The sequence below is a fragment of the Ekhidna sp. ABH4_415 genome (assembly GCF_056161305.1).
In genome coordinates this window covers 511,382-527,502 of the sequence record NZ_JBSWYW010000001.1, presented here as the reverse complement: position 1 = coordinate 527,502, position 16,121 = coordinate 511,382, and the positions used below count along the sequence as shown (strand labels likewise).

14 protein-coding genes are annotated in these 16,121 nt (G+C 45.0%); 12 read left to right on the top strand and 2 right to left on the bottom strand.

What is annotated here, in order from left to right:
• The first annotated feature begins 18 nt into the window (after nucleotides 1-18).
• Nucleotides 19-1,083 (top strand): 1,2-phenylacetyl-CoA epoxidase subunit PaaE, encoded by a 1,065-nt coding sequence (gene paaE, locus ACXAH9_RS02350; protein ID WP_474893279.1) that lies wholly within the window; start codon nucleotides 19-21, stop codon nucleotides 1,081-1,083.
• Here paaE and ACXAH9_RS02345 read toward each other — a convergent pair whose 3' ends face one another.
• Nucleotides 1,084-2,838 (bottom strand): TlpA family protein disulfide reductase, encoded by a 1,755-nt coding sequence (locus ACXAH9_RS02345; protein WP_474893278.1) that lies wholly within the window; start codon nucleotides 2,836-2,838, stop codon nucleotides 1,084-1,086. It abuts the gene before it with no gap.
• A 168-nt stretch (nucleotides 2,839-3,006) separates the two neighbouring features.
• Here ACXAH9_RS02345 and paaA point away from each other — a divergent pair, with 168 nt between their 5' ends.
• From paaA to ACXAH9_RS02290, 11 genes are all read left to right on the top strand, one after another.
• Nucleotides 3,007-3,951: a 1,2-phenylacetyl-CoA epoxidase subunit PaaA gene (gene paaA, locus ACXAH9_RS02340; protein ID WP_474893277.1), complete on the top strand. Its 945-nt coding sequence runs from the start codon at nucleotides 3,007-3,009 to the stop codon at nucleotides 3,949-3,951.
• Between the two features lie 86 nt (nucleotides 3,952-4,037).
• The gene (gene paaB, locus ACXAH9_RS02335) at nucleotides 4,038-4,319 is read left to right on the top strand and encodes a 1,2-phenylacetyl-CoA epoxidase subunit PaaB (protein WP_370089205.1); all 282 of its coding nucleotides are present in this window, start codon (nucleotides 4,038-4,040) and stop codon (nucleotides 4,317-4,319) included.
• An 86-nt stretch (nucleotides 4,320-4,405) separates the two neighbouring features.
• Complete coding sequence (gene paaC / locus ACXAH9_RS02330) at nucleotides 4,406-5,161, top strand: 1,2-phenylacetyl-CoA epoxidase subunit PaaC (RefSeq protein ID WP_474893276.1); 756 nt, start codon at nucleotides 4,406-4,408, stop codon at nucleotides 5,159-5,161.
• 39 nt (nucleotides 5,162-5,200) lie between these two features.
• Nucleotides 5,201-5,689, top strand: coding sequence for a 1,2-phenylacetyl-CoA epoxidase subunit PaaD (gene paaD, locus ACXAH9_RS02325; protein WP_474893275.1), 489 nt, complete (start codon nucleotides 5,201-5,203; stop codon nucleotides 5,687-5,689).
• Nucleotides 5,690-5,850: 161 nt separating this feature from the next.
• Nucleotides 5,851-6,630 (top strand): enoyl-CoA hydratase-related protein, encoded by a 780-nt coding sequence (locus ACXAH9_RS02320; RefSeq protein WP_474893274.1) that lies wholly within the window; start codon nucleotides 5,851-5,853, stop codon nucleotides 6,628-6,630.
• Nucleotides 6,630-7,808, top strand: coding sequence for a 3-hydroxyacyl-CoA dehydrogenase NAD-binding domain-containing protein (locus tag ACXAH9_RS02315; RefSeq protein WP_474893273.1), 1,179 nt, complete (start codon nucleotides 6,630-6,632; stop codon nucleotides 7,806-7,808). Before ACXAH9_RS02320 ends, ACXAH9_RS02315 begins: the two co-directional genes overlap by 1 nt.
• A gap of 72 nt (nucleotides 7,809-7,880) precedes the next feature.
• Nucleotides 7,881-8,294: a hydroxyphenylacetyl-CoA thioesterase PaaI gene (gene paaI, locus ACXAH9_RS02310; RefSeq protein WP_474893272.1), complete on the top strand. Its 414-nt coding sequence runs from the start codon at nucleotides 7,881-7,883 to the stop codon at nucleotides 8,292-8,294.
• Between the two features lie 43 nt (nucleotides 8,295-8,337).
• A complete protein-coding gene (gene hisC / locus ACXAH9_RS02305; protein ID WP_474893271.1) occupies nucleotides 8,338-9,429 on the top strand; it encodes a histidinol-phosphate transaminase in 1,092 nt (363 codons plus the stop codon).
• Between the two features lie 428 nt (nucleotides 9,430-9,857).
• On the top strand, nucleotides 9,858-10,274 hold the full coding sequence (locus tag ACXAH9_RS02300) for a DUF1761 domain-containing protein (protein WP_474893270.1): 417 nt from the start codon (nucleotides 9,858-9,860) through the stop codon (nucleotides 10,272-10,274).
• A 390-nt stretch (nucleotides 10,275-10,664) separates the two neighbouring features.
• A complete protein-coding gene (locus ACXAH9_RS02295; protein WP_474893269.1) occupies nucleotides 10,665-11,177 on the top strand; it encodes a hypothetical protein in 513 nt (170 codons plus the stop codon).
• Nucleotides 11,178-11,599: 422 nt separating this feature from the next.
• The gene (locus ACXAH9_RS02290) at nucleotides 11,600-12,709 is read left to right on the top strand and encodes a Fic family protein (RefSeq protein ID WP_474893268.1); all 1,110 of its coding nucleotides are present in this window, start codon (nucleotides 11,600-11,602) and stop codon (nucleotides 12,707-12,709) included.
• Nucleotides 12,710-13,144: 435 nt separating this feature from the next.
• On the opposite strand, the gene hrpB is transcribed toward ACXAH9_RS02290, so the two are convergent.
• On the bottom strand, nucleotides 13,145-15,649 hold the full coding sequence (gene hrpB / locus ACXAH9_RS02285; RefSeq protein WP_474893267.1) for an ATP-dependent helicase HrpB: 2,505 nt from the start codon (nucleotides 15,647-15,649) through the stop codon (nucleotides 13,145-13,147).
• Nucleotides 15,650-16,121: the final 472 nt, after the last annotated feature.

Sequence of the window (16,121 nt, the reverse complement as noted above, 5' to 3'; positions counted from 1 at the left end):
CTCACTCAAAAATTCAACATGGCAAAATTTCACACCCTTAAAGTCGCAGCGCTTACCAGACCCACTGAAGATTCAGTAGCGGTGACTTTTGAAATCCCCGAAGATTTAAGAGAGGAGTTTACATTTACGCAAGGCCAACATCTTACTCTGAAAAAAGAAATTGATGGAGAAGATACCAGAAGGTCATACTCCATTTGCTCATGCCCAATTGATGAAAGACTAACGGTAGCAATCAAAAAATTAGCCGGTGGGAAATTTTCTACCTGGGCTAATGAGATGTTAAAGGTCGGAGATGAAATAGAAGTAAACCCTCCACACGGTCACTTCTATGTAACATTGGATCCTGCAAACGCTAATTCGTATGTGGCCTTTGCAAGTGGTAGTGGTATAACCCCGATCATGTCGATCATTGAAACAACCTTGCGGACAGAGCCTGAGAGTGAGTTCACGCTTTTCTATGGAAACAGAAGAACGGGCTCTATTATCTTTCAGGAAGAACTGGAGGCACTGAAGAATCGATACATGGGTCGGTTTAGCCTATATCACGTATTGAGTAAAGAGCGACAAGAATCTGACCTGTTCAATGGAAGAATCGATGCTGAAAAAATCCAATCATACGCCCGACTTTTCTTTGACCCTGAGGCGGTAGATCACTACTTCACATGTGGCCCTGAAGAAATGATGTTGAGCGTGCAGAGTGAGCTCAAAAACTTGGGTGTCCCTGAGGATCGCATCCACCTGGAGCTCTTCACTTCACCTGTTGGTAAACTGGGCGGAAAAGAAAAAGAAATAAAGCACGAGAAGGCTCATGCTGAAATTACAGTAGTACTTGATGGCAACAGTCTAACCTTTCCATACGATTCAGATAAGTCCATTTTGGATGTAGCCTTTGATAATGGCGCTGACCTGCCTTATGCATGCAAAGGAGGGGTTTGCTCTACTTGTGTATGTAAAGTAGAAGAGGGCGAGGTGGAAATGGATGTCAACTATGCACTTGAACCTGATGAACTTGAAAGAGGACTTGTTTTAAGCTGCCAATCATACCCTAAGACGGACAAGGTGAAATTGAATTTTGATGTTTGATCAATAGGCCAGAACAGCATCAATTGATGGAATTAAATCTTCGTGACGTTTTTTAGATCCTCCTGAAAGCACAGATCTTACATTTCCTTTTTTATCAAGAATGACATGGGTGGGGTAACCTGATACCTCAAACATGTTTGCGATTTCACGAGAAGAGGCAATTATATTGTATTTAAATTCCTTCGTTACCAAAAACCTCTCTAGACTCGCTTGGCTATCAAGTGCAAATGCTAAGAATACGACATCTCTACCTTCATACATCTCAACAAGCTCATTTAAACCGGGCATTTCAACAATGCAAGGGGCACATCCAATAAACCAAAAGTTTATAACAACTGCCTTACCTTTTAAACCAGCTAGGGAATACTTATTCCCATAAATATCTTCCGCCGAAAACTCCGGGGCAGGATCAACATCTGCCTCATAAAACATGCGACGTTTCGTCTCCTCTCTGAATGATTCATAATCATCATCCTTATTTAAATAGCTAAAAATAGCCTTGGCCGAATCACTAGCAAATTCAGCACCCTTAGACTCTGCCTCTAAATACGACTCAAAAGCACTTTGATAATCATGTAATGATTGATATGCTTGTCCTTTCATTTCGTGAATTTTGGCTCCTATCTTAGTTGTGTTTGCCTCAAGCAAGGCTGCTAACGCTAGTACCTCTACATAGCTTTCAGCCTCAACAAAACCTTCCATAATTCGAGGCAAATGACGAGGAATTGCATGTTTCCAGGAGTAGTAGTGCGTAACACTTAAATCTTCATCAAAAAGTTTATTTAAGGCTTTACTCAAATATTTTCTTTTCTGATCCTTATCATCCAAAGACTTAGCATGCATGAAATAATGTATTACCTCGTTGGGTTCTTTTTCCATCCAATACTTCGTTGACTTGCGTATAATTTCCTTGCTCTCTTCACTATCATCCAATTGCCATATCACTCGTTTTCCAATCGCAGAGGTCGGGTGATCCCTGAGAAACTCCTTTGATCTTTGCTCAAAACGAGGATCTTCCTGAGAGTATGAGAAAAGATAATAGCTAAATAGTGTATGGGCTTCTTCTATCAAATTTGATTGTGGGTGTTTCTTCAGCAAAAGATCGAAATATTTAAATGCCTCGTCAAAATCTTTTAGAATTACATTCCCCATGACAAGCGCATAAATCCCAGACTCATCGCTTAAATTGATATTAGTATTTTCAGAAAAAAACTTAATCTTTTCTTGAATCAAATTGATCTCACCACGAATTACTTGTTGCACAGAATCTTGATTCTTATGACGTGCAAGGCTTCTCCACCTGGGAACGTCTACTGCGTAATTGTATGGAAATAGTTTGCGCTCCTTTTCCGCGGCTTTAGAATCCGAATAAGCTACACCCATGAAGGAGTTTTTAAATACACGCCCACGATTATCTTTTGGAATAACGTCAAGGCCTACCTTCCTGTCATACCTATCCGGATTAAAAAAACTAATAGAATAATAAGATGCGAGTGAATCAATAATCAAACGATACTCAAACCCGTCGGCAACTTTCACCATCCTTTTTCTTAGGTATTCCTTACTAAAATCCTCTTTGTACAGAGATGCCTGAATGTATAACTCATCCGATAAATCAAAGAAACTCGAGGTATCCGGTACATATTTGATGATTATTTCTTCTCCACGTTTGGGGTAATCATTGGAGACTTGAGCTACCTGGGAATAGGTAATTACAGAATATATAAATGGAAGAACAAAAATCACGGTTCGCATAAATAAAGGGTTAGGTGAAAAATATTATACAACGATAACCAATTGAGTTAAGAACTATTGTTGAAACAATAATTGCTCCAATGAGATAATACGGGTGAACTAAATCACACAACAGAAGTTGTTTTTATAAGATGTGAATTTGGTAACTTTGAAACAAAGGATTAGAAGATGGATATAAAGAGTTTAGAAGATCGGTTTAACGAGAAGATTGACAAAGACATCCGAATTGAGCCAAAAGATTGGATGCCGGAGAATTATCGAAAGACATTGATCCGTCAGATTTCTCAGCACGCACACTCTGAAATTGTAGGCATGCTACCTGAAGCCAATTGGATAACCAGGGCTCCTACCTTGAGAAGGAAAGCAGCTGCATTAGCCAAAGTACAGGATGAGGCCGGGCATGGTCTTTATTTATACAGCGCTTGCGAAACACTTGGTGTGGAAAGAGATCAGCTGCTTCAGGATCTTCACTCAGGAAAAGCAAAATATTCATCCATCTTCAATTACCCAACACTTACATGGGCAGACATGGGTGCGATTGGCTGGCTGGTTGACGGTGCAGCAATTATGAACCAGGTACCGCTTTGCAGAGCTTCTTATGGTCCATACGCACGCGCTATGGTGAGAGTATGTAAAGAAGAGTCTTTCCACCAGCGTCAGGGATTTGAAATCATGCTCACTCTCTGCAGAGGCTCTGAAGAACAAAAGAAAATGGCCCAAGATGCGCTGAACAGATGGTGGTGGCCGGCATTGATGATGTTTGGTCCTCAGGATAAAGACTCAACCCACACAGAACAATCGATGCGATGGGGCATCAAGCGATTTACCAATGATGAGTTGCGTCAGAAGTTTGTTGACGTATCTAAACCTCAGGCAGATTTATTGGGCATTACGATTCCAGATCCTGATTTGAAATGGAACGAAGAAAGAGGCCACTATGATTTTGGTGAGATTGATTGGGAAGAATTTTTCAATGTCATTAAAGGAAATGGGCCATGCAACAAGCAGCGTGTTGATGCCCGAAGAAATGCCTACGATAACGGCGCATGGGTACGAGAAGCTGCTGCGGCACACGCAGAAAAGAAGGTAAAAAGAAAACAAGCGGCTGCTTAATACAGTGTCATGCTGAATTTATTTCAGCATCTACTATGAAGTTATGAAAGATCCTGAACCAAGTTCAGTATTACAAATAAAGAAATATGAAAAACTGGCCCCTTTGGGAAATATTTATTAGAAGCAAGGCTGGACTTAACCACAAACATGTAGGTAGTCTCCACGCTGCAGATGAGGAAATGGCAATTCAGAATGCCAGAGATGTGTATACTCGGCGAAATGAAGGAGTAAGTATTTGGGTCGTGAAATCCGAGCACATCACTGCCTCTGACCCAGATGATTCAGATCCATTATACGAACCGGCAAAGGATAAGGTGTATAGGCATCCAACATTTTATGACTTGCCAGACGAAGTAAAGCATATGTAAATTTTTGGTCAACAGTTACTTAGAACACAGAGCTAGCTTAGCTGAAATTCTGTTGACTGTTGACTGTTGACTTTGGACTCAAAAGAATGAAAGACCAAAACTTGTTCAATTATACCCTGCAGCATGCAGACAACTGCCTCATCCTTGGTCAGCGTTTAGCGGAATGGTGCGGTCATGGCCCCATTCTGGAGCAGGACATTGCGATGACCAACATCAGTCTTGATCTGATTGGACAATGTCGCATGTGGTATCAATACGCAGCTGAAATCCAGGGTGAAGGAAAGTCTGAAGATGAGATTGTCGCATTTCGTGATGCATGGGATTATCGAAACGTCCTTCTTGTAGAACAACCGAATGGAGATTTTGCGCAGACCATCTTTCGCCAGTTTCTGTATGACACATTCAGTGTTCATTTCTACGAAATGTTGATGGATAGTAATGATGAGCAGCTTGCTGCCATTGCTGCAAAATCACATAAAGAGGCCCTGTATCACGTCAAGTGGAGTAGCGACTGGGTGATCCGACTGGGGGACGGCACAGAAGAGAGCCACAAACGAATGACAGCTGCTATTGAGGAGCTGTGGTCCTACTCCGGAGAGCTTACGTTACCTAATGAGACCGAACAAAAGGCACTAGAAGATGGATATGGCATTGATTTAGCTGTATTGAAAGAAAAAAGAGATGCTCAAATCCGCGAAGTACTTACTGAAGCTACTTTGGATGTTCCTGAAAGTACATACACTCATAAAGGCGGTAAAGACGGCACACATACCGAACACCTGGGATACATTCTTTCGGATTTACAGTTTTTGCAAAGAGCCTATCCGGGGCAGGAGTGGTAACATGAAAACTAGTTGATTGGTTAAATAGTTAATTAGGTAATGATCCCAGAAAGAAAAGATACCAATCAAACAATTAACGAGTCGACGATTTATCACATCCTCGAAAAGGTAACCGACCCGGAGATTCCGGTGATTTCGGTGCGTGACCTTGGCATCATCCGTGAGGTACTCATCACAAATGATTTTGTTGAAGTGATCATCACTCCCACTTATTCCGGCTGTCCTGCCATGCTGGAAATCGAAAAAAACATCCACAATGCCCTGAAAAAAGAAGGTATCGATCATTTCAAGATCACAACCGTCCTCTCCCCTGCCTGGACCACCGAGTGGATGACCGAAGAAGGCAAGAAAAAGCTTAAAGAATACGGTATTGCTCCTCCGAATCCCACTAATCCGGAAGATATTGAGTGTCCACAATGTGGCTCTAAAAACACCGAGCTCGTCAGTGAATTCGGATCCACCGCCTGCAAGTCCCTATTCAAATGCAAAGATTGCCTCGAGCCGTTTGATTATTTTAAGTGTCACTGATTTATTCAAAATGAAACGACAAATCTCCTCTTGGGAGGAGTATGAGGTGGGTCTATTAAAACCTCATTTTGAATAAATCACTTCAAAACCCACCCCTGGCCCCTCCTAGGAGGGGAATAGATCCGTAAATATTTTAACTTCGCAATCCAAACATTAACCACATGTCAGACACCCTAGAAATAACTAAAAAGGATAAACTCGGTATCCTGACCTTCAACCGACCGGATGTCTTCAACAGCTTCAATAAAGAGCTTGCATTAGCAGTACAAAAAGCGCTAGATGATTTCGCTAAGGATGATTCCGTACGAGCCATAATGCTCACCGGAAACGGCAAAGCTTTTTGTGCCGGGCAAGACCTGCAGGAAGCCATTGCAGACAATGGACTGGAGATTGAGCAGATCGTGGATGAGCACTACAACCCAATCATCCGACAGATAAGAAGCATTGAAAAGCCAATCATCGCTGCAGTAAATGGAGTCGCAGCTGGAGCAGGAGCCAATATCGCTTTGGCTTGTGATGTGTGCGTGGCTACTGAATCTTCCGCATTTATTCAGGCATTCAGCAAAATAGGATTGGTACCGGACAGTGGTGGGACATTCACGCTTCCAAGAATCATTGGATTCGGAAAAGCATCCGCTTTGATGATGTTAGGTGATAAAGTGTCCGCAACAGAAGCAGAGCAGATGGGCATGATCTACAAAGTATTCAGTGATGGTTCTTTCGCTGAAGAAGCTGAGAAGATCTCTCAGAAACTAGCCAATATGCCAACCAAAGGGCTGGCATACACCAAGCATTTGCTGAATCAATCGTTTACCAACAACCTGAATCAGCAGCTTGAAATGGAAAAAGAGTGGCAGTTTAAAGCCACCGAAACACATGATTACAAAGAAGGCGTTCAGGCCTTCATCGAGAAACGCAAACCAGAATTTAAAGGAGAGTAATGCCAAAATTAAGTGTGATAGGAGCCGGAACCATGGGAACCGGCATAGCGCAGGTAGCCGCCACCGCCGGATGGGATGTGGTGATCAATGACACCAACAGTGACATCCTCGAGAAATCATCTGCCAGCCTCGTGAAGGTGATGAACCGACTGGTGAAAAAAGAAAAGATCAATCAGGAAACGGCTGACAAGATCCTCGGAAGGATCGACTTCACCGAAGACCAGCAGTACTTCGAAAACTCGGATTTGGTGATTGAGGCGATCGTGGAGAACCTGGAGATCAAGCAAAAGGTATTTAAAGTCGTGGAAGAGATTGTACGAGAAGACACCATCATTGCTTCCAACACTTCTTCCCTTTCACTGGCTTCTATTGGTGCGTCATTGAAAGATCCTTCCCGATTTGTTGGCATACACTTCTTCAACCCTGCCCCATTGATGCCATTGGTGGAGATTATTCCTGCGGTTCAGACCGCAGAAGAAACCACCAAGCAAGCCAAAGACTGGATCGATAGCTGGAAGAAATTAACAGTACTAGCTAAAGATACACCAGGCTTTATTGTAAATCGGGTGGCTCGACCGTTCTACGGCGAAGCACTTCGAATGTATGAAGAAGGTTTTACAGACCTGCCTGCCGGACAGGCAGGTTTTGCTACTATCGACTGGGCGATGAAAGAGCTGGGCGGCTTCCGAATGGGGCCGTTTGAGTTGATGGATTTCATCGGAAACGATATCAACTATACGGTGACGGAAACGGTTTTTGCATCGTTCTTCTACGATCCGCGATACAAGCCATCCTTTACGCAGAAACGCATGTCTGAAGCCGGCTTTCTTGGCAGAAAGTCCGGTAGAGGCTATTACGATTATTCCGAAGACACTGAGAAACCGGAACCGAACAAAGACAAGAAACTAGGCCAGCAGATCCTTGACCGCACCCTTGCAATGCTCATCAATGAAGCAGCAGACGCTTTGTTCCTGAATATCGCAAGCCGGGAAGACATTGATACGGCCATGACTAAAGGGGTGAACTATCCAAAAGGATTACTCAAATGGGCCGATGAAAAAGGCATAAACTGGTGTGTAGAAAAGATGGATGCCTTGTACGATGAGTATCGGGAAGATCGGTATAGATGCAGCCCGTTGTTGAGAAGAATGAAAAAGGAAGGAAAAACGTTTTATTGACCCCCTCGATAAACTCAGGGTGACAACTACAAAACGTTTGTCATACTGAGCCTGTCGATGTATATACAAGCAATGACAACCGCAGAAAAAATAGTCGCCGAGATGATGGCCAATGACTCCTTCAGTCAGTGGCTGGGGGTAGACGTGCTCGAGGTAAGGGAAGGCTATGCCAAAATCAAAATGACGGTGCGGGAAGAAATGCTCAATGGTCACCGCGTCGCGCACGGAGGCATCTCTTTTTCGCTAGCTGATTCAGCTTTTGCATTTGCGTCGAACTCCCACGGACAAAAAGCCGTTTCCATTGAAACATCGATCAACCACATCAAACCCATTATCGAGGGAGATGAACTGATCGCCACTGCTGAAAAAGAAAGCATTTCTAAAAGTCTGGGACAGTATATTGTGCGTGTTACCCGAGGGGATGAATTGGTAGGGCTTTTCAAAGGCGTTGTTTACCGCAAGCAAGAAGCGTGGGACGTGGGTTGAAAAAACTGTGGACTATCGACTAACGACTAGATACTAGAAAAACATGAACATCCTAATACCTGATCACATAGCCGCTATCAAAAGCTACCAGCCCGGGAAAACCATCCCACAGCTCAGGGAAGAATACGGCTGGGACAGAGTCGCTATCCTGTGGAACAATGAAAACACGCTCGGTTACTCACCAAAATCCAAACAGGCGGTCATCGATGCGTACGATGCAATCAACTACTATCCCGACCCGGCCAGTGTAGACCTGAAAAAGGCACTTTCCAAAAGACTGGGCAAACCCGAAAAACAGATCGTACTGGGAAATGGATCCGAGTCGGTGCTGATGCTTGCCATCCGTGCGTTGTGCACCGGAGAAGATGAGTTTCTGACCTCCGAAGGAGGATTTGTGATCATTTACAACTGGGCACGTATAAACAATGTGCGCTGTGTCGCCATGCCCATGACGCAAGGGTATGGGTTTGATCTGGAGGCCATCAAAAGCCGTATCAACCGAAACACCAAGGTCATCTACCTGGCCAACTGCAACAACCCCACGGGCACGGGCATCACCAAAGCAGAGCTGGACAACTTCATGCAGCACGTCCCCGACCACATCCTGGTAATCGTGGATGAAGCCTACTTCGAATACTCCACCGCACTCGATCCGGACTTCCCAAACTCGCTTGAGATGGATTACCCCAATATTCTGACGCTGCGAACCTTCAGCAAAGCCTATGGCATTGCCGGCATCCGACTCGGTTTTGGTGTGGGCAATGAAAAGATCATCGAGGCGATGGGAAAAGCCAAGCTCACCTTTGAGCCTACAGCACTGGCACAGGCAGCAGGCATGGGCGCACTCAATGACGATGACTTCCTGAAAAAAACCATCGATAACAACACCAGTGGACTGAAGTACTTCTATAAGGAGTTTGACAGGCTAGGCGTAAAATATGTGCCCTCCTATGGCAACTTCGTCATGACGGTTTGGAAAGACAGAGACCAGGTAATGAGCGTCTTTGATGCGCTGATGAAGCGTGGCGTGCTCGTACGTCCGCTCTACGACCCCATTGCTCACTGCATCCGCATCTCCGTCGGTCGCCCTGAAGAAAATCAGCATTGCATCGAGGCGTTGGGAGAGGTTTTATAATCCCACTCCTACCCACGTCACTCTCCCCCATCATCCCCTTGCGAACGCCGGAGGAGTGAGACTTGAGGATCTCACTACCAATAGCACTGGGATTCCCATGACTCGGGCACCTGCGGTTGCACTCCCAAGGGAATAGGGGTCTGGCTTAGATATCGAATGAACCATCAGCAATAAAATGTAGAAATTAAAAATGCATCCATCATCGTGATCCGACGACAGAAGTAGAAACAATCTCATTCCTGAGTATCAAATAATGAGACTGCTTCGCTCGTGCCTCACTCGAAGTTGCGGAAATGTTTTTGCAATCCCCATCTCGGGTTTATTCCGGGATCTTCAGTCGTGAAGAACAAGTACTTCCTCAAAGTAAGGGCGGTCGAATAATGCGCAAAATTTGGTAGCTTTATAGAGTAACACTAACCTAAATAATTATGACAGCTAAAAATCGAGTATTGGCAACCCTGGTTGGATTTGTCGTATTTTTCCTATTGGGATGGCTCTTTTACGGATTCTTATTGATGGATTTCTACGCAGACAATGCCGGCTCTGCGACTAATGTAATGCGCGCAGAAGATGATATGATCTGGTGGGCACTGATTGTAGGGAATCTTTTCCAGGCCTATTTCCTGGTCTATATTTTCGACAAATGGGCGGACATCACCACGTTTAGTGGTGGATTAAAAGCCGGGGCAATTCTAGGTCTTATCCTGGGACTTGGTATGAACCTAACCATGTTTGGTACTTCCAACATGATGAACCTTACATCTGCACTTGTAGACCCTTTCGTTTCTATGATTATGATGGGTATCACGGGAGGTGCGATAGGAGCAATGCTGGGGAGAAAATAGATGTGGGTACCCAACAATACTTTTTATAGCCTGTATGTATGATAATTCAGGCTTTTTTTGTGCCTCTTAAAACGCAAGCGTCCGTTTATATCTTTTTTTGTGTAAACATCCCCATCCTCCCCGCAATCCACCGCACCTCCCGAAACGTCGGACCGTTCAAAGGTGGAATCACTTTTAAATGGAATACATAAAATTTTAAGTCATGCTGAGACTAGCCTTCTGCGAACGAAGCATCTAACCAATACATGGATGCTTCACCTAGTTCAAGGTAACACCTCAACCATTCACAACCGATAACCGACCCATGCACCAACCTCCCGGCCCGTCTACTAAAATTGACAATTAAACCAATTTCATTACAGTTACTTTTAACATTGGAAAATTTTTAAAATGAAATTAAGCGAAGCGCAAGCATTCTTCAGCAACCTCATTGAAGACACAAATAAAAAATCTGAATTGAAAGTCTATCAGGGGTTTACCCAAATACTTTCCAGCTTAGAAAAGAGAGGATTGACTGACGAACAAGTCCATGCGATAGAAAGCCACCTGGAAGGGTTAGATTTAACGGCCAACACGGATAATCAAAAGAAATACCTGAAAGGTAAGCTCAACGAATTTTCCACCTACTTAAGAAATGAATTTTCATTAATTACTGAAGGGTATTACACCAGTATTGGTTTAGCCTACGGGTTGGTTTTTGGCCCTGGTATTGGCCTGACATTCGGAACAGCCTTTGGTGCTATTGGAATTAGCATTGGTTTATCGATTGGTGCTGGTCTTGGAATGACTTTAGGAATTAGCATTGGTTTATCGATTGGTGCTGGTCTTGGAATGACTTTAGGAATGATGTATGGTGCCATGAAAGATGCTGAAGTTAAAAGGCAAGGCAGGGTGTTAGCATAAGCGAGAAGCTATTTTGAAGACCCTGACTGTTCCACGACGGAACAAATTCAGGGTGAGCTAAATATTTTGTATACGGCTTCTTTCTGGTGCAAGCGTCCGCTTGTGCTTTTATGCGTGCATTAAGACATCCCCCTCCTCTCCCACAGTCTTCCCCCCTCTTTGCTAAAGGGGGAATTGCTTTGTTCAGAACAAACCGTAATTCTAATAGCAGTATTTTATCCGTGCTCTATCCCCTTGCGAACGACTAAGGAGTGAGACGTGGGATTCTCACTATCAAGTAGCATTAAGATACTCATGACTCGGGCACCGGCGGACCCTCCCAAGGGAATAGGGGTCTGGATTGAACGAAAATGAGCTATAAATAATTTTTTATAGCTCATAATTTGACTTATATTGAGCTATAAATGATCAGGATATAGCTCATGCGCTGGAATTGGGAAGAAAAAAACTGGCCGTATTTTACCTACGAAAAGGAAAAACTGGCTGAACATGAAAAAGAATTTCTACAGAAATCAGGGGTGCTTTCTGGAAGCCTGAAGCATGTGAGTGATGACGATCATGATGTATTAAAAGTCAACCTGATAAGTGATGAAGCTTACAAAACGTCTGAAATAGAGGGTGAATTATTAAATCGAGACTCCCTTCAATCCTCGATTCAAAAGCATTTTGGATTAAAAACGGATAAAAAAAGAATTCCTCCGGCAGAACAGGGCATTGTGGAAATGATGATAGACCTGTACAAAACCTATGCGGGCCAACTGACACATGAACAGCTATGCAGCTGGAACGAAATGATCACCTACGGTCGTCGTGACCTAACAGACATGGGACGATATCGCACCCACGAAGATCCCATGCAAATCGTATCCGGTGTATTCGACAAACCAAAAGTGCATTTTGAAGCACCGCCCTCTGCACGAGTGCTAAAGGAAATGGAGATGTTTGTGCAGTGGTTTAACGACAGTGAGTCTATCGAGCCACTCACCCGGGCTGGGATCGCTCACCTCTATTTCGAAAGCATCCACCCGTTTGAGGACGGGAACGGACGGATTGGTCGGGCTATCTCTGAAAAGGCTTTGTCCCAACATTTGAAACGTCCGACGCTTATCGCCATTTCCACAACGATTGAGCGTGAGAAAAAGGCCTATTATCAGGCTTTGCAGGAGAATAGTGTGGGGCTGGAAATCACCAAATGGCTGGTGTATTTCTGTGAGATGGTGCTCAAGGCTCAAGATCACACCCAAAGCATGATCGACTTTCTGATCGAAAAAGGGAAATACTATAGCCGTTTTCAATCAAAGCTCAATGACCGGCAGTTGAAAGTAGTGGGGCGCATATTTGAAGAGGGCATCAACGGATTTAAGGGCGGGCTAAGTGCAGATAACTACATGAAAATCACAGGCACCACCGCCTCAACTACCACGCGAGACTTGCAGAAAATGGTAGAGATGGGAGCGCTCAAACGAACCGGGGAACGTAAAGGCACCCGGTATTATTTGAGTGTTGATCATCCTAGTGCTGGTCCAAGGTAAATTGATCTGGCAGGCTCAGACTCCTTAGGATTTTTGAAGAGTTTTAATCCTGTGCTATCTCCCATCATCCCCTTGCGAACGACGAAGGAGTAAGACTTGGGATCTATCACCTTCAGTCAGCATTAGATTCCCATGACTCGGTCTCCTGCGGTTGCCCTCCCAAGGGAATAGAGGTTCGGTTTGAACAAAAATGAGCCATAAATATCTTTTTATAGCTCATTATTTAACCAGATTTTGAGCTATAAATGCTCTAGAATAGGTCATTTTATCGTCGCTGACTATCGAAAGTACAGTTTCAGGATGACACTTCGATTTATGTTCAGTGCTAATTGTGTTGAATCAGCTTCTTATTTCTTTCTGTACTGTCATGCTGAGGAACGAAGCATCTCACAATGATGAAGATTCTTCGCTGCACTCAGAATGACACTTAAAAATTTATTTACTCCCCCTCCGCTTCACACCCCTCACCGCTTCAGCGGTCCAGGGATCATCGGGCCAGTGGTGCTTGGGGTAGCGGCCCTTCAGGTCTTTGCGCACCTCGAAGTAGGTCTCGTTCCAGAAGTTTTTCAAATCAGACGTCACCTGCACAGGTTTGAATCCCGGCGAAAGTAAATGAATCAATAGTGGCTGCTTACCATCATTCACAGTCGGAGTTTCAGCCATTCCAAACAGCTCCTGAATGCGTGCAGCCAGAACTGGTGCTTCGCCATTGTCACGGTACATGATCTTGATATCCGAGCCGCTGGGTACTTCCATGCGGGCAGGCGCCAGTCTATTTAGTTCTTGCTGCCGATCATAGTCCATCGCGTGGGTCAACACCTCCACCAGGTTGATCTTCTTTAGCTCGTGCGGTTTCTTCACATCGTTCAGATATGGTCCCAGCCACTCTTCGTTGGTCAGCAGTAAGGTGTCGGTGCTGTAGTCCGGCCAGCCCTGGGAGGGCAGCCTATTATCGGCCGACAGCCATTTATTAATGCTTTTAACCCGGTTCTGCAGTTGTTCTACTTCCTCGTTCCAATCTAAGAGCGTCTTACCTTCTTTCTTTATAGCATTAACGATCGCTTCTTTCAATCGTGAAGGGTCCGGATCAGGAAGCGGTACTGATTTCAATACAATGCTCCCGATCCGGAGGTCTTTACTGGCATTGAGTCCTCCATCTTCTGTGTCCCACTCGATCACCTCCACTTCTTTCACGCGAGAAGCCAGATCTTTCGGATTGAGTGGGGCGGCCATAAAGATCTTGCCCATGCCGTCCCTTGCATCCAGATTGGCAATTGCCAGCCACTGCTCATGCGCCAGATCATCACGGTGACCGGCCATAGCAATGCGTCCATTCGCCAGCTTAAACTGCGCATTATTCCCTGGTCGATTATGTGCAATGCGCTCAGGGAACGCATGTGTAATCAGCAATCCGGTTTCATACGGATCAAAATGATCATTATCCACCTCCGCATTAAACAGCTGCCGGTAGGATTGCGCGATCTTCTCGATCCGATCGAAACGACCACCCTTTCGGTTTTCCCGTCGGTGTGTGCGCAAGGCTTCAATTCGGTTGTTGATGTCAATCCCAGCTTCTTTGCCCAGCGGGTCGCGCTCCTCCAGTAGGGCCGCCACGTCTGCTGCCAACGGTACCAGGTCTTCTTCCTCCGCCATCAGCATCATGTGTGCAAGCCGTGGGTGGCACGGGAGGCGATGTACGGCTTTGCCATGCTCTGTGATGCGTCCGTTTTCCAGCGCTTCCAGTTCGTGAAGGGTTTGAACGGCTGCCTGCCAGGCGCCTCTTGGCGGTGGCGATAGCCACGTCAAACTCATTGGATCCATCACTCCCCAGCTGGCCAGGTCGAGTGCCAGTCCGGACAGATCTGATTCCAAGATCTCGGGGGTACGGTGTTCTTGTAATCGTTCATCGGTTGCATTGGACCACATGCGGTAGCATACGCCCGGACTCAATCGTCCGGCTCGTCCTGCACGCTGATCTGCAGAATCTTTGGAGATTTGCACTGTCTCTAGTCGGGACAACCCTGATTTCGGATCCCATTTCATGGTTCGCCCAAAGCCTGTATCCACCACGATCTTGATGCCTTCGATGGTCAAACTGGTCTCGGCAATGTTGGTGGCCAGCACCACTTTGCGTCGACCGTCCCGGTCCGGTAGGATAGCAGCTTTTTGTTTGTTGTAGGGAAGTTGTCCGTACAGTGGATGAATGGCCCATCCCCGCAGTTTAGGCTTAAGGATATCCGCACATTTGGAGATCTCTCCTTGTCCAGGCAGAAACACCAGGATGTCGCCTTCATGTGCTTTCGATGCTTTGATAATCGTATTAGCCGTCATCTCGGGGATCATGTATTGATCCTGATCGCCCTCATGAAAAATCTCCACAGGATACTGTCGGCCTTGACTCTCTACTACTTTTGTATTCAATAAACCAGCTAGCTGAGGTGTATTGAGCGTTGCTGACATGACCAATATTTTCAGGTCCGGACGCAAGACCTGCTGTGATTCCCGACAAAGGGCCAATGCTACATCCGCATGGATGCTACGTTCGTGAAATTCATCAAAGATGACCAATCCAATGCCTTCAAGTGAGTTATCTCCATGCAGCATTCGAGTGAGTATACCTTCTGTCACTACTTCAATTTTAGTCTTGTCGCTCACTTTCGTTTCAAAACGAATGCGATACCCTACAGTCTCCCCTACTTTCTCGCCTAACAATTCGGCCATCCGCATGGCAACAGACCTTGCTGCCAAGCGCCTTGGTTCCAGCATGATGATCTTTTGCCCCTTCAGCCATGCTTCTTCAAAGATTGCAAGGGGGAGTAAAGTGCTTTTCCCAGCTCCAGGGGGTGCATGTACAATGAGGGTAGCGTCACTGGCAAGTTGATCCTTTACGTCATCAAGGATTTCAACTATTGGTAGGTCTATGGCCTTATGATTGAACATGAAGCGAAGTTAATGTGGATCACTTTTGTAAGCGTATAGACCCATAAACAAGTTCAGGATGACTCAAAAATAAGAGCAGGAAACTTCCCTAAGTCAGTCTTGCTGAATTTATTTCAGCATCTACGTTATAGAATGCTTAAACCTTTCTGTAGACTCTGAAACAAGTTCAGAGTGACTAGCTAATTTTGCTTCCCTCCCTCCTAGACAAAGGAATGCTGATCGAAGTGGTTAGTGTCGCAATCTAGACGGGATGGGAGCCGACACAACGTAAGGCGTACAGCGCGAATATCAGAGGAGGTAGAATGTTGCATGTTCTCTCTTAAAAAAGATCAAAAAAGTGGATAACTCTTTTTGAGATTTCTATTTCCGAATCAATCGACCAGTTATTTTTGGCGACTATTGACGAATGAATTCATTCGTCACCCTGAATTTATTTCAGGGTCTAATAACAAAGCAACCATTTATTTAATAA